Here is an 18070-nt window from a genome sequence, read left to right as displayed (position 1 = left end):
GGTTACTGCACCAGATAAGGTTTCTTGAAGGCTTTGGGCTGGTTTCCAAATACATCATCGACCGGGAAATCCCCCATCAGATAAGGGTGCATTCCCTGATTCTTAAGGTTTTGCAAGAATTTGCCGAACCCGGTCAGATCAACCATCGTCGGGGCCTCGGTCAGGTGAATGGGTTGCGGCGCGCCCATGGTTTCCAGAATGGTTTGCAGCGGATCCATCGGCGATTCAACAAACTCTGCCATGGTCCAGATTCGAATACGCGCTTTGGCGCGGGCCGTATCCAGCAGTTTAAGTTGTTTGGTTTCCACCTGTTGCAAGCGCGCGGCCTCGGACCTGATATCGGCGAAGTTCATGTTGGAGCGAAACAGCGGCAATGCCCACGCACCGGTGACAATCGAAATCTGCGCGTTCTTATCGCGCACAAGGAAATCGTTGATCTTTTGCGTGTCAGAGGGGCAGAGCTGGAAGCACTGCCGCTCGCCCCGCGTGTTCCAGATCAGGTTCGACAAAAACGCCTGCGGATTATAGTCGCGCAGGTTTGCGCAATCGCTGAGGCTGCCGTTGATCATGGCCTCTTGGTTTGCGAACTGCGCATGACCGGGGTGGAACAGGCGGCCATGTACCCGCGCGCCTGTGGTCTCGGCCAGCCAGGACTCGAAATCTTCGAATACCTCGGTGAAGCCCTGAAACACCGAATAAGGGAACGCGGTCAGGTTCAACCCTGTGCTGTTACGGGGGAACCTGCTTTGCATATAAAGCCCGTCACGGCCGCGCACCCGACGCTCGACCGCCTTCGAGAACAGCCGATCGATCTTGCCCGGATTGGGTTCGGCCGGGGCCATGGCGCTGCTCTGATCGGTCAGAAAAGTCTGATACAATCGGTTTGCCTTGGGCCAGACCTTGCGGGCCACAAAGCAGTCGGACCGGCGCAGCAACTGCAGATGATCGTCATAGAACATATGCGGCCGACCCTGATAGTCGAACTTGGACAAGGTCAGTGACCGGCTTTCGATATGCGTAGAATAAAGCCGTGCCAGCGTCTGAAAATAGCTTTCGTCAGGTATCCAGACGCGCCGGAAATAGCGGTCGTACTCGTTGCGTTTCGGATCCTGCAGGATCGCCGAAAGGGTCTGGCGGGTCAGGCACCACCATTGGCTGCCCATATGCGGTACCAGCCCGTCGGGTATGGTCCGGCGCAGGCCCAGCGAACGCTGCAGGCGCACATATGCATCAAACAATCTGCGTTGTGTGCGCCACGAAAAGGGAAAGCGCAGTGTAAATCTCTCAAGATCCAGACCACCCATCGTCCAGTTCACATCGCGTGTCGTGGCGCTTTCGATGAAATCCACACGCGGTCGGTCGTACAGATAGTCGATCAGCTCTGCCACTGGGCGCAACGGCAAACAGGCGCCTGACGACAGGTAGACATGACGTACCTCCGGGAACCGCTCAAGCATGAGTGCGGCGGCAGATTGCGAGGCCGCAACGATCCCCCAACTGCCCCACTCACAGATGTGGCGATCCGAGAACAGGATCAACGGGTTTCCTGCGCAGGCCGCGACAAGATCCGAGTAGGCTTCTGCGCCGACTTTGCGATCCACGTGGATAACGACAGGGCAACCCGAGGCCGTCCAGTGCCGGACAACCTGTTCAACCCGATCCAGCGCCGTGTGGACCAGCATAACGATGCCCAGGCTGCTCATGCCCAGTTTCCCTTTGACATCAGGCCCAAAATCTCAAGCTGGCGCCAGTTGATGTATTTTTCCGACCACGTGTTCCAGAATACCGGCTGGTCCTCCAGTTGCGCGGCATAGGCCTTGTATTCGCCAGAGCCGCGATAGTGTTGGCCGCGCCGCACCTCTTCACGCGCCTTGTCGCCGAGCGTGTTGATCAGCTTCGCATGCAGCAGCGCGCCACTGGTTTTCTCTCCGCCTTTCTCCTCATAGACCTGGTTCAGCCCGCGCGGCAGCAGCGCGTGGGTCGAACTGACATAGGCATAGCGGCGATGCCATTTCACCAGCGGGATCTTGTTTAACGCCGGTGCTTTTTTGGGGGCATCCTGAAAAAACACCCGCGCTCGTGCTCCGCCTTGTATCCAGAGGTTCCCATAGGTCGGGTTGCGGGTGATCATGTAGTTCCCCGAGTCAAACCAGGGTGCCAGCTCGAACGGGTTTTGCCCTTCTTGATAGGGCGCATCTTCGATCACGCCTTCGGGATACATGTCGATCAGCATGGTGCCGAAACTGCGCACGCCGGTATCGTCCAGCCAGTCAGTCAATGCGCCGATCGGGCGCGTGTCGCAGAATGGATAGATCAGGAATTCATCCGGATCGACCGTCAGGACCCAATGACCATGCCCGTAGGTGCGCAGCAGGTAGTTCGACCAATCGACGCCATAGGTTGACCCTTTGTAACTGGCGTCTGTCCACCAGAGCGACACATCCGGTTGGTCATGCAGAAACTCTGACGTGCCATCATCGCTGTTGTTGTCAACGAACAGGAAATGACTCACTCCAAGCTTACGGTAGTAGTCCAGAAAATAGGGCAGGCGAATTTTCTCGTTCCGCACGACGCTCATCAACAGAACGTCATCAGGGCGGATTTGCGCGGTTTGGTTGTGGACGGCCCGGAGCTCGCGCCGTTTGCGCAGGCATCGCAAAAGGCGGCGCTTGCGCCGTAATCTCATGCGATAGGAATCCAAAAGGCTCACGCGGCTGCCCAACCTTTTTGATATGCGCGTCTGCCCGGGGCCGCCTGTGGCCTGAGTGGTGCCGGACTATTACCGTTTTATGACATTTTCGCACCTTGTCAGGCAACGGGTTTAAATCCGGTTTACCTCCCCTCTGTGGCTGGGAAACCGCCCGCGTTCATCAAGCCCAGGTCCTGTAGCTGCCGCCATCCCTGCAGTTGTGCCGATTGCGCGATCCACAGATCAGGGCCGTTGATAATGCCGTCATAGTAAAGGCCGAACTGATCGGGGTCGTGGAAATGCTGCCGCCGCAGTTTCTCGGATCGGGATTTTTGGATGATCTCGGGCAGGAACTTGGTGTGTAGCAGAACGCCCGAGGGGGCCTGACCCTGTGGCCCGTCGTAGCCGTAGTTCAGCCTTGGCGGCAGGGCGGAATGGCACGAATTGACGTACGCATAACGTCGCGACCAACGCACCAGCGAGATTTTGTTCAGCGTTGGGGATTTTTGTGGCTGATCGGCAAAGAACGCCCGTTCGCGCACCCCGCCCTGCACCCAAAGATTGCCCATCGGGCTTTGGCGCTGGGCGCGATACGGGGCGGGGTCGAAGCCGGTCAGGGTTTCGGTCGGATCGGTTTGGGGGTCGTAGTGTTGCGCGCCCAAAGGGCCCTTGGGGTAGAGGTCCAGCATCAATGCGCCAAACACCTCTTGTCCTCGTGCGTCCAGCCATTTGGTCAGATCGCGCAGGGTATGCGTGTCGTGATGGGCGTAGATCAGCAGTTCATCGGCGTCCACCATCAGCGTCCAATGCCCGTGGCCATATCGCATCTGCAGCCATGTGAGCCAGTCCAGCCCGAACCGCGCTGCGCGATAGCTGGCATCGGTCTGCCACAGGGACACGTCCGACTGGTCCAGCAGATACGGCACGGACCCGTCGTCGCTGCCATTGTCCACCATCAGAAAGTGATCGACGCCCAGCGCGCGGTAATGGCGGAAGAACCACGGCAGCCGGTTGATTTCATTGCGCAGGGTGGTGAAGGCCAGAATGTCGCCCGGCCTGATCCGCGGGGTGCGATCCGACAGCGCGGTCAGTTGATGTCGGCTGCGAAAAGACCGCCACAGCAGACGCCTACGCTTGAGGCGCAGCCTGTAGCGTTGCAACCAACCGAGGCTCAGAGCCTGCGCACTCACGCCCGCCGCTTACCCGTGTGGCCGCTCATTCCAGCCCCATCGCGGCCATCATCTCTTCGATCTTGGCGACGTCCTGCGGGTTGTTCAGCTCCCAGAACTGGCGCCCTTTGGCTTCGACCTCGACGCACAGAACCTTGCGGCCGTTTTCCATGAACCGCAGCTGTTCCAGCCCTTCCAGCGTTTCAAGCGGTCCGCCGTCCCAGCCGGGATAGGCCGCCAGCGCATCGGGGCGATAGGCATAGACGCCGACATGGTGGAACACCGGGGTCGGATCGGTGCTGGCATAGGTCTCGGCAGTGTACGGGATCACCTCTTTCGAGAAATAAAGCGCGCTGTGATCGTTCCCGAAAACGGCTGTTGTGCCACCGACGCGCCCATGTTTGCGGTCGTTCAGCAATCCGTTCAGCGCATCGCCATCGCAGCGCAGGACCGGCGTAGCCACGCCAGCGTCGGGCGCGGCACGCAAACCGTTGATCAGGTCTTCGACGAACCAATGCGGCGTCAGCGGCGCATCGCCCTGCAGGTTGACCACGATGTCATATTCACCGCCCAACGCCGCATGCGCCTCGGCGCAGCGTTCGGTGCCGTTGCGGCAGGTGTCCGAGGTCATCACCACCTCGGCCCCGAACCCTTCCGAGACCTCACGAATGCGATCATCATCGGTGGCTACAACCACCCGGTCCACGCCCGAGACGGAAATCGCCGCGCGCCACGACCGTTCGATCAGCGTCATGCTGGTGCCGTTGGCTCCTGTCAGCGGCACCAAGGGCTTGCCGGGATACCGGGTCGACGCGTAGCGGGCGGGGATGGCGATCAATACGGACATCAGGCTTCCTTCAACTCTACGCCCGGAGCATAGGCGATGAAAAACGGATTGGCATAGCCGTCTTTGCCGTAGGTCAGCGGCGTATGGTCGTCAAAACGCACCACTTTGCCGCCTGCACCGGCCAATACGGCGTGGCCGGCGGCGGTATCCCACTCCATCGTGCGGCCCACACGGGGGTAAAGGTCGGCCTCACCGGTCGCCACCAGACAGAACTTCAGAGACGACCCGGCGCTTTTGCTGTCGCGCACCTGATACTTGTTGATGTAATCCTCGGTCGCCTGATCGCGGTGCGATTTCGAGGCGACGATCATCAACGCCGAATTGTCAGGGTTAGAGACTGAAATCGGCGTGACCGCACCCGGCTGATCCTTGTCCAGCGCGCCGGTTTCCTCAACCGTCTGCCCGTCTGCCTGAGTGTAGAACATGCGGCCACGCGCAGGTGCGTACACAACACCGCGCGTCGGTACGCCGTTCTCGACCAACGCTATGTTCACCGTGAAATCACCGCGCCGGTTGATGAATTCCTTGGTGCCGTCCAGAGGATCGACGATCAGAAACGTATCGCCTTTTTCCGTATGCGAGGCCGCCTGTTCCTCGGTCACCAGCAGGATATCGGGGAAGGCGTCGCGCAGCCCGGCTGAGATCAGAGCGTCTGCTGCCTCATCCGCCTCGGTCACGGGGCTGGAATCAGATTTGACTTTGACGTCGAAATCATCCGCCGCATAGATCTGCATGATCTTGTCCCCGGCCTGCAGGGCCAGCCGCCGGATGACGGGAATAAGGGCGTCGTAGGTCACAAGAAAGCTCCGTTCGCGTGTTTATTGATCCGAATTGCTGCCGGACTTATGATGCGGCGGATACGGAACAGCAAGAATTTCGTGCCACAGTCGCAGGTAAGGCAGCAGAAAAGAGCGATCGAGTGTTCAAGTACCAACGAAATCAGTCCTTGCTGGGCGGGGCCTTTACCTCGGCCGAGCTGATTTTTCATGCGGTGGTGCGCAACATCCGTAACCAGCATTCCAATGCGGTTCTCGCGATTGTCGTCAACATTTTGCAAGTCGTTGTGGTCGTAACCGCGTTTTACTTCATTCTCTCCTTCATGGGCGCGCGGGTCGCCAAGATCCGTGGAGAGTTCATTTTATACCTGCTTTCAGGCGTGTTCCTATTCATAACGCATATCAAATCCGTCGGGTCCATTTTTGGTGTCGGAGACGGCAATAACCCGATGACCCTGCATTCGCCGATGACCATGATGGTGATGCTGGCGGCGGCGGCTTTCGGGACATTCTACACGCAGCTGGTATCCATTTTGGTGATCCTGTTTGTTTACAGCGTCACCGTTTCTCCGCTTGAGATTCAAGAGCCCGGCGGGGCTTTTGCGATGCTGGTTTTGGCATGGTTTACGGGATGCGCGGTGGGGTTGGTTTTTCTGTCCCTCAAGCCTTGGTTTCCAAGGACGACTGGCATTCTCAGCACAATCTATCGGCGCATGAACATGGTGTTTTCGGGGAAGATGTTTGTTGCGAACGCGCTGGGTGGCTTTATGTTGACCATGTTCGCGTGGAACCCGCTATTTCACATCATCGACCAGTGCCGGGGCTTTGTGTTCCGCAACTATTTCCCGCGCAACACCAACTGGGAATATGCGCTTTGGGTCGGCATCGTTTTGACCATGATCGGCTTGCTGGCTGAGTTCTACACGCGCAAACAGGTCTCAAAAAGCTGGGATGCGCGTCGCTAGGTGGCGACCCGCAGCGTCAGATTGATCCGCCCGCCCTTGGGCAGCAGTCGTGACGAGCCGAACCGGATGCGATCCACCCCGTGATACGCCAGCCGCGCGGGGCCACCCATGATCACCACATCGCCAGAACTCAGCCAGACCGACTCGGTCTTGCCGCCGCGGGTGGTGTTGCCGATGCGGAACAGCGCGTCATCACCCAACGAGATCGACAGGACCGGCCACGAGAAATCAGCCTCGTCCTTATCCTGATGCAGGCCCATTTTCGTGCCTTCGCCGTAGTAGTTGATCAGGCAGCAATCGGGCTGACGATCCGCGCCCGTCAGGTCCTGCCAGATCGTCAGGATCTCGTCGGGAATTGCGGGCCATGTCATGCCTTTTGGATGGGTGTCCTGATACCGATACCCCGCTCGGTCCGTGACCCAGCCCAACGACCCGGCCGAGGTCATGCGAACCGACATTTCCTTGCCTGATGGCGTGATGGGCCGATAAAGCGGTGCGGCTTTCAGAATCGGCCGCAGCAGATCAACCAAGTCCGCCTGAGCCGCCGCATCCAAATAGCCCTTGCGGATGTCAAATCCCCGCAAAACCAGTCGCGCCATTCAAGAATCCCCAAACCTTGCCAAAACCTTGCCAAAAAAGGCCACAGAATCCCGAAAACCTGCGTTTCTGAACGCTTGCAGGCCCCAGATTGCGCCCTTATATACGCCTCGACGCGCGATGGTGTAGTGCTGTCGCGCACCTCAATCGGGGGCAGGATGCCGCAACGGGTCCGACCCTCGGGACATCGCCTTAAGTTGAAAGGGATTAAACTATGGGAAAAGTAATCGGGATTGACCTCGGGACCACCAACTCGTGTGTGGCCATCATGGACGGCTCGCAGCCGAAGGTCATCGAAAACGCCGAAGGGGCGCGGACCACGCCCTCGATCGTTGCCTTCACCGAAGATGAGCGACTGGTCGGTCAACCTGCAAAACGTCAGGCGGTCACCAACCCCGACAACACGATCTTTGGCGTCAAGCGTCTGATCGGTCGTCGTGTGGATGATGCCGAAGTCGAAAAAGACAAGAAAATGGTGCCGTATGCCATCGTTGATGGCGGCAATGGCGACGCGTGGGTGGAAGCCCGCGGTGAAAAATACTCCCCAAGCCAGATCTCGGCCTTCACTCTGGGCAAGATGAAGGAAACCGCCGAGAGCTATTTGGGTGAGGAAGTCACGCAGGCGGTTATCACCGTTCCGGCATATTTCAACGACGCTCAGCGTCAGGCCACCAAAGACGCCGGTAAAATCGCCGGTCTGGAAGTGCTGCGGATCATCAACGAACCGACAGCGGCTGCTCTGGCCTATGGTCTGGACAAGGAAGAAACCCAAACCATCGCGGTCTATGACCTTGGTGGCGGTACCTTCGACGTGACCATTCTGGAAATCGACGACGGGTTGTTCGAGGTCAAATCGACCAACGGCGACACCTTCCTGGGTGGTGAAGACTTTGACATGCGCATCGTCAACTACCTGGCGGATGAGTTCAAAAAGGAACACGGTGTTGACCTGTCGCAAGACAAGATGGCCCTGCAGCGTCTGAAAGAAGCCGCTGAGAAAGCCAAGATCGAACTGTCCTCGACCTCGCAGACCGAAATCAACCAGCCGTTCATCTCGATGGGTTCGAACGGTCAGCCGCTGCACATGGTCATGAAACTGACCCGTGCCAAGCTGGAATCGCTGGTTGGCGACCTGATCAAGAAGTCGATGAAGCCCTGTCAGGCGGCTTTGAAAGACGCCGGTCTGTCGGCTGGCGACGTGGATGAGGTTGTTCTGGTCGGTGGTATGACCCGGATGCCGAAAGTGATCGAAGAGGTCACCAAGTTCTTCGGTAAAGAGCCGCACAAGGGTGTGAACCCGGACGAAGTCGTTGCCATGGGCGCCGCCATTCAGGCTGGTGTTCTGCAGGGCGACGTTAAGGATGTGGTTCTGCTGGACGTGACCCCGCTGTCGCTGGGCATCGAGACGCTGGGTGGCGTGTTCACCCGTCTGATCGACCGCAACACCACGATCCCGACCAAGAAGTCTCAGGTCTTCTCGACCGCCGAGGACAACCAGAACGCCGTGACCATCCGCTGTTTCCAGGGTGAGCGCGAAATGGCTGCGGACAACAAGATCCTCGGTCAGTTCAATCTGGAAGAGATCCCGCCCGCACCGCGCGGCATGCCTCAGATCGAGGTGACCTTCGACATCGACGCCAACGGCATTGTCTCGGTTTCGGCCAAGGACAAAGGCACCGGCAAAGAGCAGAAGATCACCATTCAGGCCTCGGGCGGTCTGTCGGACGAAGATATCGACAAGATGGTCAAGGATGCCGAGGAAAACGCCGAGGCAGACAAGGCCCGCAAAGAGCTGGTCGAAGCCAAAAACCAGGCCGAAAGCCTTGTTCACGCGACCGAGAAATCGATCGAGGAACATGGCGACAAGGTCGACCCGTCGACCGTCGAAGCAATCGAACTGGCCGTTGCCGCGCTCAAGGATGAGCTGGAATCGGACAATGCCGACAAGATCAAGGCAGGCATTCAGAACGTGACCGAAGCGGCCATGAAGCTGGGCGAAGCCATCTATAAGGCGCAAGCGGAAGAGGCCGAGGATGAGCCTGCCGCTGCCGATGCTGCGCCGGGTGAGGATGACATCGTCGACGCCGAGTTCGAAGATCTGGACGGCGACAAACGTAACTAACGGGTAACCGGGCCAATATGGGCCGGTCCGGTTGCCGGGCCGGCCCAATTACGTTGAGGCAGAAGGAAGAACTGATGTCCAAACGCGACTATTACGAAGTGCTCGGCGTGTCCAAAGGCGCTTCTGCGGATGAGATCAAAAAGGGTTTCCGCCGGAAGGCCAAGGAACTGCATCCCGATCGCAACAAGGACAACCCGGACGCTGAGGCACAGTTTAAAGAAGCCAACGAGGCTTATGACGTCCTGCGCGATGCCGACAAGAAAGCAGCCTATGACCGCTTTGGCCACGCTGCCTTTGAAAACGGTATGGGCGGCGGGGGCCGTCCGGGTGGCGGATTCGGTCAGGGCGATTTCTCCAGCGCTTTCTCGGATGTTTTTGACGACCTGTTCGGCGACTTCATGGGCGGCCAGCGCGGAGGTGGTGGCGGACGCCGTGCCGCACGTGGTTCGGACCTGCGCTATAATCTGCGTGTGTCTCTGGAAGAGGCCTATGCGGGCCTGCAGAAAACCATCAATGTGCCAACTGCGGTGGCCTGCTCTTCCTGCGAGGGAACCGGCGCCGAAGGCGGCGTTGAACCGACGGCTTGTCCGACCTGTTCCGGCATGGGCAAAGTCCGCGCCCAACAGGGATTCTTCACCGTCGAACGCACCTGCCCGACCTGTTCCGGTCTGGGTCAGATCATCAAGAACCCTTGTAAATCCTGTCAGGGTGCAGGCCGGGTCGAAAAAGAGCGTGCCCTCTCCGTCAACATCCCCGCAGGTGTTGAAACCGGCACCCGCATCCGTCTTGCCGGCGAAGGTGAGGCCGGAATGCGCGGCGGTCCGCCGGGTGATCTCTATATCTTCGTGGAAGTGTCCGAGCACAAACTGTTCGAACGCGACAGCGTAAACCTCTACTGCCGGGTCCCGGTCAGCATGGCCAAGGCCGCACTTGGCGGTTCGATCGAAGTGCCCACAATTGATGGCGGCCGCGGCCGTGTTCAGATCCCCGCAGGCAGCCAATCCGGCCGCCAGATGCGCCTGCGCGGCAAGGGCATGCCCGCCCTGCGCGGTGGTGGTATCGGGGATATGTTCATCGAGTTGGCGGTGGAAACTCCGGTCAACCTCACCAGCCGCCAGAAAGAACTGCTGCGCGAGTTTGATGATCTTGGTGAGGATAACCATCCGGAATCAAAAAGCTTCTTTTCGTCGGTAAAATCGTTCTGGGACGGAATGAAAGGTTCAGCGGGTTAATTGGGGGCTCTGCCCCCGCCGCGGCAAGCCGCGACTCCCCCGGGATATTTAGAGCCAGATGAAGCAGGGGATCCGCACTTCATCTGGCCAGAAATATCCCGGAGCGCGAGGCAGAGCCTCGCAAAAATCCCTTGATTCTTTGTGCTGCGCCTGAGATGTTCCGCATCAACCGTTGGGGTGCCCATCTATAGGGGCTGAGAGGTGCAGCTGCATCAACCCATCGAACCTGATCCGGGCAATTCCGGCGGAGGGAACGGTCTTAACACGTCAGACGTTTTCCACGCCCGCGTTGCCCTAAAGCTGATGGAGCAAGCGGATGACGCCCATTGCGTTGACAATCGCCGGGTCGGACAGCGGCGGCGGAGCCGGAATTCAAGCCGATTTGAAGGCAATGTCGGCTCTGGGTGTTTATGGGGCCAGTGTCATTACTGCCGTGACCGCGCAAAATACGCAGGCCGTGACAGCAGTGCATGGTATCCCGCTAGGCGTGATCACCGCCCAGATTGATGCAGTTCTTGGTGATCTGGACGTGCGCGCCATCAAGATCGGTATGCTAGCGACGCCTGAGATCATTCACGCCGTCGCAGGGGCGATTTCGGGATTCGGCGGGCCCATTGTTCTGGATCCAGTGATGATCGCGAAATCAGGGGATGCGCTGCTGGCCGATGAAGCGGTGCAGACTCTGCGCGAGGTCCTGCTGCCCCGCGCAACGGTGCTGACCCCGAACCTGCCCGAGGCGGCGCGCTTGCTGGATCAACCCTCTGCTGAGACGCCGGAAGATATGATTGCGCAAGGCCATGCGTTGTGTGGGTTGGGGGCGAAATCCGTTCTGATGAAAGGCGGTCATGGAGCCGGGGACGTCTGCCATGATCTTTTGATAGATGGCTCGGGCGTGGTGGGTGAGTTCCGGGCACCGCGGCAGGACACGAAGAATACCCATGGTACGGGTTGCACCTTGTCCTCGTCGATCGCGGCGGGGTTGGCCCAAGGTCTCCCCCTGACCGACGCGGTCGCGCAGGCGCATCACTATCTGCAAGGCGCGATTTCGGCGGCGGACGATCTGAGGATTGGGCAGGGGCACGGCCCTGTGCATCACTTCCATCGGATTTGGCCCGCGTGACCGTCTGGTCCGTCATAGGCGCGGGTGTTGCCGGATTGGCCGTCGCCAGCGAGCTTGTCTCGCGCGGGGTGACGGTGCAGGTGTTTGATCCCGGCGGCCCTCCGGGCCCGCACGGGTGTTCGTGGTGGGCTGGCGGGATGCTGGCACCGTGGTGCGAATATGAAAATGCCGAGGAGCCCGTCTTGCGGCTGGGGCAGAAGGCCATCGATTGGTGGGCGGCCCGGACTGCGGTGCAGCGGCGGGGGACATTGGTGGTTGCCAATACGCGTGACTTACCGGACCTGCGCCGGTTTGCGCGTCGGACGCAGGAGTTTCGGGATGTCGATCAGGCCGAAATCTGCGATTTAGAGCCTGATCTGTACGGTTTCGGCAGGGGTCTTTATTTCAGGGACGAAGCGCATGTAGAGCCACGTCAGGCATTGCAGGACCTGTATCGCGACCTGACAGACAAGGGCGTCACGTTTCACCGGAAGCTCGCCCCTGCTCGGCTGGATCATGCCATCGATTGCCGCGGCCTGCATGCCCGTGAGGTGCTGCATGATCTGCGCGGCGTGAAGGGTGAGATGCTGGTGATCCGCTGCCCGGATGTGACCCTGACCCGGCCCGTGCGGTTGCTGCACCCACGGATGCCGCTCTATATCGTGCCGCGGGGGGATGGCATCTACATGCTGGGCGCGACGATGATCGAATCCGAGGATAGCAGCCGGATCACCGCGCGCTCGATGCTGGAACTGCTCAGTGCGGCCTATGCGCTGAACCCTGCATTCGGTGAGGCCGAAGTGTTGGAGATCGGCGTCGATCTGCGCCCGGCCTTCCCCGACAACCTGCCGCGTATCCGGCGGCTTGGGCGGACGATCTATGCCAACGGGCTGTACCGTCACGGGTACCTGCTGGCCCCTGCGCTGGCGCAGGGCGTGGCTGATCTGGCGCTTGAGAACAAACATTCGGAGATGGTCGATGAAGATCGTGCTTAACGGTGAAGCGCGCGAGGTACGGGCCGGGACGCTGGCAGAGTTGCTGGAGGAATGCGGCTTTTCGGGCCGCGTTGCGACGGCGGTGAACGAAAGCTTTGTGCCCTCAAGCCTGCGCATCGCCCATCAACTGGCCGATGGTGATCGCGTCGAAGTGGTCGCACCGATGCAAGGGGGCTGACCGATGAAAAGGTTTTACGGCACCGAACTGCCCAACCCGCTGATGCTGGGCACCGCGCAATATCCCAGCCCGGCTATTCTGGAACAGGCCTTCCGCGACAGCGGTGCGGGGGTGGCCACGGTGTCTTTGCGCCGCGAATCCGGGGCGGGGCAGACGTTTTGGCAGATGATTCAGGACCTCGGCGTGCTGATCCTGCCCAACACCGCGGGCTGCCATACGGTGAAAGAGGCCGTAACAACCGCGCAGATGGCGCGCGAGGTGTTCGGCACCAACTGGATCAAGCTGGAACTGATCGGTCATACCGACAGCCTGCAACCGGACGTGTTCCAACTGGTCGAGGCCGCGCGCATTCTGACCGAGGAGGGGTTTCAGGTCTTCCCCTACACCACCGACGATCTGATCGTGGGCGAGCGTCTGCTGGCCGCCGGGTGTGAGGTGCTGATGCCCTGGGGGGCGCCGATTGGCTCGGGGCGGGGGCTGAACAACGAATATGCCCTGCGCGCGATGCGGGCGGAGTTTCCCGATGTGCCGCTGGTGATCGACGCAGGTATCGGCCTGCCCAGCCATGCCGCGCACGCGATGGAGCTGGGCTATGACGCCGTGCTGCTGAACACCGCCGTCGCCCGCGCCGGAGATCCCGCGATGATGGCCCGCGCCATGATGCGCGCGATCGAGGCCGGGCAACTGGCCCACCGCGCCGACCCGATCGAGGCGCGCGATATGGCCGAACCTTCGACTCCTGTAATCGGAAAGGCCTTTCTGTCATGACGCTGGATCGTTTCTATCCGATCTTCGACCACTCGGACTGGTTGCGGCGAATGCTGCCTCTGGGTGTCAAGCTGGTGCAGTTGCGCGTCAAGGATCAGCCCGAGGATGTGGTGCGCAATCAGATCGCCACCGCGCGCCATCTGTGCCGAGATCACGGCGCGGTGCTGGTGGTGAATGATTATTGGCAGGCAGCGATTGATCTGGGCTGCGACTGGATTCACTTGGGGCAAGAGGATCTGGATGACGCCGATCTGAACGCCATCCGCAAGGCGGGCCTCAAGCTGGGCGTCTCCACCCATGACGATGATGAGCTTGAGCGGGTGCTGGCCATGGACCCGGATTATATCGCTTTGGGTCCGGTCTATCCGACGATCCTGAAAAAGATGAAATGGCATCAGCAGGGCCTGCCGCGTGTCACCGAATGGAAGGCGCGCGTGGGTGATATCCCTCTGGTCGGGATCGGTGGGATGAGCGTCGAACGCGCGCCGGGTGTGTTGCAGGCGGGGGCGGATATCGTTTCGGTCGTCACGGATATTACCCTGAACGACGACCCCGAGGCGCGGGTGCGCCAATGGATCGAGGTCACCAGATGAGCCGCTACGCCCGCCAGACTATCCTGCCCGAAATAGGAGCCGCGGGGCAGGCGCGCCTGTCCTCGGCGCGGGTTCTGGTGGTCGGGGCCGGAGGGCTGGCTGCGCCGGTCTTGCCTCTGTTGGCCGGGGCTGGCGTCGGGCGGATCACGATCGTGGATAGCGACACGGTCGATCTGTCGAACCTGCATCGCCAGACCTTGTTTGCCGAGGCGGATTGCGGGCGACCCAAAGCCGAAATCGCTGCGGATCGGTGCCGCGCTTTGAATGGCGAGATTGCTGTCACTGGCCAAAAACAGGCTCTAACAAGCGAGAATGCAGCCACTTTAGTGGCGCAGGCAGATGTGATCCTCGATTGCGCCGACAGCTATGCCGCCAGCTATATCCTGTCGGACACCTGCCTGGCGCAGGGCAAACCGCTGATAAGCGCCTCGGTGCTGGGGCTGTCGGGTTATGTCGGTGGCTTCTGTGGCGGCGCTCCGTCGTTGCGAGCGCTGTTCCCCGATGCGCCTGACAGCGGGGCAAGCTGTGCCACCGCAGGCGTGCTGGGTCCGGTGGTTGGGACCATCGGAACGATGCAGGCGCAGATGGCGCTGAACCTGATTTTAGGCATCGACCCGTCGCCGCTGGGCCAGATGGTCCAATATGATGGCCGCACCCTGCGCAGCAGCAGTTTCCGGTTCGATGATGCGCCTGAACCCAGCAGCTGTTTCCGCTTCCTCTCAGCCAGCCAGTTGACGGCTGAGGATCAGATTGTCGACCTGCGCGGCACGGATGAAGCCCCAACGCCAGCGCATCCGAATGCCACACGGATATCGCAGGATGACCTGCAGAAAATAGACCCTAACAAGGGACACAGATTGGCGCTTTGCTGTGCCACCGGTCTGCGTGCATGGCGCGCAGCCGAACAGATTCAACCGGATTGGCCGGGCGAGATTGTCCTCGTCGCGGCCTCAACCTCGTGAAAAAAGGAAACGCGAGCTATGAAAAAACTGATCGCTGCAATCGCCCTGCTGGCCGCCGCGCCCGCCTGGGCCGAGGACAAGATGACGGTCCTGCTGGACTGGTTCATCAACCCCGATCACGGCCCGATCATCGTGGCGCAGGAAAACGGCTATTTCGCCGAGCAAGGGCTTGAGGTCGAAATCGTCCCGCCCGCCGACCCGTCCGCGCCGCCCCGTCTGGTGGCCGCAGGTCAGGCTGATCTGGCCGTGTCCTATCAGCCGCAACTGCACCTGCAAATCCACGAAGGCCTACCGCTGAAACGTGTGGGCACGCTGGTTGCGACCCCGTTGAACTGCCTGCTGGTGCTGCAGGACGGCCCGATCAAGTCGCCCGCCGACCTCAAGGGCAAAAAGATCGGCTTTTCCGTCGCGGGCGTGGAAGAGGCCGTTCTGGGCACCGTTCTGGGCAAATATGGCGTGACGCTGGACGAGGTCGAGATGATCAACGTGAACTTCTCGCTCTCGCCCTCGCTGATGTCCGGTCAGGTGGATGCGGTGATCGGTGCCTACCGGAACTTTGAGCTGAACCAGATGGATATCGAAGGCGTCCCCGGCACCTGTTTCTATATCGAGGAAGAAGGTGTGCCGCCCTATGATGAGCTGATCTACGTCGCCAACCCCGAGACGATGGATGTCGACAAGGTCGCCCGCTTCCTAGCCGCGACCGAGAAGGCCACGCAGTATATCGTCAACAACCCGGAAAAAAGCTGGGAGATTTTCGCCGCGACCTCGACCGAGCTGCAGGACGAACTGAACGCCCGCGCCTGGGTCGATACGCTGCCCCGCTTTGCCCTGCGCCCGGCGGGCCTTGAGGCCGGTCGCTATGCGCGGTTCGAGCAATTCCTGAAAGACAGTGGCATGATCGACAGCATCAACCCGGTCAGCGACATCGCCATCGACGTGACTGCGCAATGAATGATTATGGCAAAGCCTTCACCCTGATGCGGGATGCCGCGCAGGACCCGTGGCGGGACTATACCCGCCACGCTTTTGTCGAGGGCTTGAAGGATGGAACGCTGCCGCGCGCAGCGTTCCTGCACTATCTGCGGCAGGACTACGTGTTCCTGATCCACTTTTCCCGCGCCTGGGCGCTGGCCGTGGTGAAATCGGAAACGCATTCGGAAATGCTGACCGCCGTGGGCACCGTCAGCGCGCTGGTCGCCGAAGAGATGCAACTGCATATCGGTATCTGCGAGGCGGCAGGGATCTCGCGAGAGGACCTGTTTGCAACCCCCGAACGGGCGGAGAATCTGGCCTATACGCGGTTTGTGTTGGAGGCCGGATACAGCGGCGATCTGCTCGACCTGCTGGCGGCGCTTGCGCCCTGCGTGATGGGCTATGGCGAGATCGGCGCGCGGTTGGCATCCGAAGCGACTTCGGACACCTATCGCGACTGGATCAACACCTATGCCGGTGAGGACTACCAAGGCGCGTGTCAGGCGGTCGGAGAATTGCTTGATCAGGCTCTAACGCGGCGCATCGGGACGGATTTCGACGCTTCTCCGCGCTGGGATCGCCTGTGCCAAACCTTCCGCACCGCCACCGAGCTTGAGGTCAATTTCTGGCAAATGGGCCTGACCCCATGACCCCAGCGCCCGATCTGACCATCAGCGGCACGGCCACTATCGACGGCGCGACCTTGTTCGCGCCGTTGACCCTGACCCTCGGGTCCGGGGCGTGGACCTGCCTGCTGGGCGGATCGGGCGTTGGTAAAACCACCGTTCTGCGACTGATTGCGGGGCTGGAAACCGGGGCCGAATTCAGTGGCCAGATCACCGCGAGCGATGGAAAGCCAGTACCCGAGCGCGTGGCGTATATGGCGCAGGATGATTTGCTGTTGCCTTGGGCGACAGTGGCACAAAACGTCTCGCTTGGTGCGCGCTTGCGCGGTGAATCCGTCGATCTGGACCGCCGGGACCGGCTGATCGCGCGGATGCGCCTGCAGGATCACCTGACCAAGAAACCGGCTGAGCTTTCGGGTGGTCAGCGGCAACGCGTGGCTCTGGCCCGCACTCTGATGGAGGACCGCCCCATCGTGCTGCTGGATGAGCCCTTTTCAGCCCTCGACGCCCGCACCCGTGCCGACATGCAGGATCTGGCTGCCGAGGTATTGCAGGGCCGCACCGTCCTGCTGGTCACCCATGACCCGGCCGAGGCCGCGCGTCTGGGCCAGTCCATCGTGGTGATGACGCAGCACGGTCTGACGCCCTGTGATCCGCCCGCAGCCCCCGCGCCGCGTCATGTGGACGATCTTGAGACGCTGGAAACACAAGGCGCGCTGCTCAAGCTGCTGCGGGAAGCGGCATGAAAGTCCTCTCGGCCCTTGCAGCAACCGTCTTTGCTCTGGCCGTCTGGCAGGCGATTGTCAGCCTGACCGGGTTGCCGAAATTCATCCTGCCCGGCCCCGCGCTGGTGGCCGAGACATGGTGGCAGAACCGCTGGCTGATCGCCGAGCACACATGGATTACAGCGGTTGAGGTGGTCATCGGTCTGGCCGTCGGAACCGTGTTGGGCGTGGTGACAGCGCTGCAATTGGCCAACTCGCGGGCCGCGCGGGTTTTGGTGCAGCCGATGCTGGTGTTCACGCAGGCGCTGCCGGTCTTTGCGCTGGCGCCGCTGCTGACGCTGTGGCTGGGCTATGGGCTTTGGTCCAAGGTCGCGATGGCGGTTCTGATCATCTATTTCCCGATCACCTCGTCCTTTTTCGACGGGCTGATGCGGACCCCTGCGGGCTATCTGGACCTTGCCCGCACGATGCAGGCGAGCCCGCGCAGCGTACTGTGGCATATCCGCATTCCCGCCGCCTTGCCCTCGCTGGCATCGGGGATGCGGCTGGCAGCGGTTTATGCGCCGATTGGGGCGGTGATTGGGGAATGGGTGGGCTCGTCGCAGGGGTTGGGCTATCTGATGCTGCTGGCCAATGGCCGCGCCAAGACCGATTTGATGTTTGCGGCGATGCTGACGCTGGGCGTGTTTTCGATTGTGCTGCATATGATCATCCGCCGCGCCACCGCGCGCATGGCGGGTGAGACACGTTAA

19 protein-coding genes and 1 riboswitch are annotated in these 18070 nt (G+C 60.6%); of the genes, 13 read left to right on the top strand and 6 right to left on the bottom strand.

Going from position 1 to position 18070, the window contains the following annotated elements:
- Window positions 1–2: 2 nt before the first annotated feature.
- From ACR3EN_RS05485 to cysQ, 5 genes are all read right to left on the bottom strand, one after another.
- Entirely contained in the window at window positions 3–1703 is a 1701-nt protein-coding gene (locus tag ACR3EN_RS05485) for a DUF5927 domain-containing protein (RefSeq protein ID WP_480870896.1), read from the bottom strand.
- Window positions 1700–2686, bottom strand: coding sequence for a glycosyltransferase family 2 protein (locus ACR3EN_RS05480; protein ID WP_480823867.1), 987 nt, complete (start codon window positions 2684–2686; stop codon window positions 1700–1702). The genes ACR3EN_RS05485 and ACR3EN_RS05480 overlap by 4 nt, the downstream gene beginning before the upstream one ends.
- A gap of 146 nt (window positions 2687–2832) precedes the next feature.
- Window positions 2833–3879: a glycosyltransferase family 2 protein gene (locus tag ACR3EN_RS05475; protein ID WP_480870898.1), complete on the bottom strand. Its 1047-nt coding sequence runs from the start codon at window positions 3877–3879 to the stop codon at window positions 2833–2835.
- Between the two features lie 25 nt (window positions 3880–3904).
- Window positions 3905–4705 carry a 3-deoxy-manno-octulosonate cytidylyltransferase gene (locus ACR3EN_RS05470; protein ID WP_480870900.1) on the bottom strand — a complete coding sequence of 267 codons (801 nt, stop codon included), beginning with the start codon at window positions 4703–4705 and terminating at the stop codon, window positions 3905–3907.
- Window positions 4705–5502: a 3'(2'),5'-bisphosphate nucleotidase CysQ gene (gene cysQ / locus ACR3EN_RS05465; RefSeq protein WP_480870902.1), complete on the bottom strand. Its 798-nt coding sequence runs from the start codon at window positions 5500–5502 to the stop codon at window positions 4705–4707. The genes ACR3EN_RS05470 and cysQ overlap by 1 nt, the downstream gene beginning before the upstream one ends.
- Before the next feature lie 122 nt (window positions 5503–5624).
- Between cysQ and ACR3EN_RS05460 the strand changes: the two genes are divergently transcribed.
- Window positions 5625–6446: an ABC transporter permease gene (locus ACR3EN_RS05460; protein WP_480823876.1), complete on the top strand. Its 822-nt coding sequence runs from the start codon at window positions 5625–5627 to the stop codon at window positions 6444–6446.
- Here the strand turns inward: ACR3EN_RS05460 and ACR3EN_RS05455 are convergent.
- Complete coding sequence (locus ACR3EN_RS05455; protein ID WP_480823878.1) at window positions 6443–7045, bottom strand: alpha-ketoglutarate-dependent dioxygenase AlkB family protein; 603 nt, start codon at window positions 7043–7045, stop codon at window positions 6443–6445. The two genes, ACR3EN_RS05460 and ACR3EN_RS05455, sit on opposite strands and share 4 nt — an antisense overlap.
- Window positions 7046–7257: 212 nt before the next feature.
- Here ACR3EN_RS05455 and dnaK point away from each other — a divergent pair, with 212 nt between their 5' ends.
- The 12 genes from dnaK to ACR3EN_RS05395 all read left to right on the top strand — a co-directional run bounded on the left by dnaK (window position 7258) and on the right by ACR3EN_RS05395 (window position 18070).
- The gene (gene dnaK, locus ACR3EN_RS05450; protein ID WP_480823880.1) at window positions 7258–9165 is read left to right on the top strand and encodes a molecular chaperone DnaK; all 1908 of its coding nucleotides are present in this window, start codon (window positions 7258–7260) and stop codon (window positions 9163–9165) included.
- A gap of 74 nt (window positions 9166–9239) precedes the next feature.
- Window positions 9240–10397, top strand: coding sequence for a molecular chaperone DnaJ (gene dnaJ, locus ACR3EN_RS05445; protein WP_480823882.1), 1158 nt, complete (start codon window positions 9240–9242; stop codon window positions 10395–10397).
- A 163-nt stretch (window positions 10398–10560) separates the two neighbouring features.
- Window positions 10561–10667, top strand: a riboswitch (TPP riboswitch).
- A gap of 46 nt (window positions 10668–10713) precedes the next feature.
- Complete coding sequence (thiD, locus tag ACR3EN_RS05440) at window positions 10714–11517, top strand: bifunctional hydroxymethylpyrimidine kinase/phosphomethylpyrimidine kinase (protein WP_480823884.1); 804 nt, start codon at window positions 10714–10716, stop codon at window positions 11515–11517.
- Window positions 11514–12491: a glycine oxidase ThiO gene (gene thiO / locus ACR3EN_RS05435; RefSeq protein ID WP_480823886.1), complete on the top strand. Its 978-nt coding sequence runs from the start codon at window positions 11514–11516 to the stop codon at window positions 12489–12491. The genes thiD and thiO overlap by 4 nt, the downstream gene beginning before the upstream one ends.
- Window positions 12475–12669, top strand: coding sequence for a sulfur carrier protein ThiS (gene thiS, locus ACR3EN_RS05430; protein WP_480823888.1), 195 nt, complete (start codon window positions 12475–12477; stop codon window positions 12667–12669). The genes thiO and thiS overlap by 17 nt, the downstream gene beginning before the upstream one ends.
- A gap of 3 nt (window positions 12670–12672) precedes the next feature.
- Window positions 12673–13437: a thiazole synthase gene (locus ACR3EN_RS05425; RefSeq protein WP_480823890.1), complete on the top strand. Its 765-nt coding sequence runs from the start codon at window positions 12673–12675 to the stop codon at window positions 13435–13437.
- Window positions 13434–14030: a thiamine phosphate synthase gene (locus ACR3EN_RS05420; protein ID WP_480823892.1), complete on the top strand. Its 597-nt coding sequence runs from the start codon at window positions 13434–13436 to the stop codon at window positions 14028–14030. Before ACR3EN_RS05425 ends, ACR3EN_RS05420 begins: the two co-directional genes overlap by 4 nt.
- On the top strand, window positions 14027–14992 hold the full coding sequence (locus tag ACR3EN_RS05415) for a ThiF family adenylyltransferase (protein ID WP_480823894.1): 966 nt from the start codon (window positions 14027–14029) through the stop codon (window positions 14990–14992). Before ACR3EN_RS05420 ends, ACR3EN_RS05415 begins: the two co-directional genes overlap by 4 nt.
- Before the next feature lie 18 nt (window positions 14993–15010).
- Complete coding sequence (locus tag ACR3EN_RS05410; protein WP_480823896.1) at window positions 15011–15946, top strand: ABC transporter substrate-binding protein; 936 nt, start codon at window positions 15011–15013, stop codon at window positions 15944–15946.
- Entirely contained in the window at window positions 15943–16617 is a 675-nt protein-coding gene (gene tenA / locus ACR3EN_RS05405; protein WP_480870904.1) for a thiaminase II, read from the top strand. The genes ACR3EN_RS05410 and tenA overlap by 4 nt, the downstream gene beginning before the upstream one ends.
- On the top strand, window positions 16614–17339 hold the full coding sequence (locus tag ACR3EN_RS05400) for an ABC transporter ATP-binding protein (RefSeq protein ID WP_480823900.1): 726 nt from the start codon (window positions 16614–16616) through the stop codon (window positions 17337–17339). The genes tenA and ACR3EN_RS05400 overlap by 4 nt, the downstream gene beginning before the upstream one ends.
- Window positions 17336–18070, top strand: a complete 735-nt coding sequence (locus ACR3EN_RS05395) for an ABC transporter permease (RefSeq protein WP_480823902.1) — start codon at window positions 17336–17338, stop codon at window positions 18068–18070. Before ACR3EN_RS05400 ends, ACR3EN_RS05395 begins: the two co-directional genes overlap by 4 nt.

The organism is Ruegeria sp. G7, from assembly GCF_056535465.1.
Note: the sequence above shows the minus strand (reverse complement) of the source record. Positions and strands in the feature narration are given on the sequence as shown.

Coding starts and splice junctions, on each gene's coding strand:
- ACR3EN_RS05485 (WP_480870896.1), bottom strand. CDS start 1,703: ATGAGCAGCCTGGGCATCGTTATGCTGGTCCACACGGCGCTGGATCGG.
- ACR3EN_RS05480 (WP_480823867.1), bottom strand. CDS start 2,686: ATGAGATTACGGCGCAAGCGCCGCCTTTTGCGATGCCTGCGCAAACGG.
- ACR3EN_RS05470 (WP_480870900.1), bottom strand. CDS start 4,705: ATGTCCGTATTGATCGCCATCCCCGCCCGCTACGCGTCGACCCGGTAT.
- ACR3EN_RS05455 (WP_480823878.1), bottom strand. CDS start 7,045: ATGGCGCGACTGGTTTTGCGGGGATTTGACATCCGCAAGGGCTATTTG.
- dnaK (WP_480823880.1), top strand. CDS start 7,258: ATGGGAAAAGTAATCGGGATTGACCTCGGGACCACCAACTCGTGTGTG.
- dnaJ (WP_480823882.1), top strand. CDS start 9,240: ATGTCCAAACGCGACTATTACGAAGTGCTCGGCGTGTCCAAAGGCGCT.
- thiD (WP_480823884.1), top strand. CDS start 10,714: ATGACGCCCATTGCGTTGACAATCGCCGGGTCGGACAGCGGCGGCGGA.
- thiS (WP_480823888.1), top strand. CDS start 12,475: ATGAAGATCGTGCTTAACGGTGAAGCGCGCGAGGTACGGGCCGGGACG.
- ACR3EN_RS05425 (WP_480823890.1), top strand. CDS start 12,673: ATGAAAAGGTTTTACGGCACCGAACTGCCCAACCCGCTGATGCTGGGC.
- ACR3EN_RS05420 (WP_480823892.1), top strand. CDS start 13,434: ATGACGCTGGATCGTTTCTATCCGATCTTCGACCACTCGGACTGGTTG.
- ACR3EN_RS05415 (WP_480823894.1), top strand. CDS start 14,027: ATGAGCCGCTACGCCCGCCAGACTATCCTGCCCGAAATAGGAGCCGCG.
- ACR3EN_RS05410 (WP_480823896.1), top strand. CDS start 15,011: ATGAAAAAACTGATCGCTGCAATCGCCCTGCTGGCCGCCGCGCCCGCC.
- tenA (WP_480870904.1), top strand. CDS start 15,943: ATGAATGATTATGGCAAAGCCTTCACCCTGATGCGGGATGCCGCGCAG.
- ACR3EN_RS05400 (WP_480823900.1), top strand. CDS start 16,614: ATGACCCCAGCGCCCGATCTGACCATCAGCGGCACGGCCACTATCGAC.
- ACR3EN_RS05395 (WP_480823902.1), top strand. CDS start 17,336: ATGAAAGTCCTCTCGGCCCTTGCAGCAACCGTCTTTGCTCTGGCCGTC.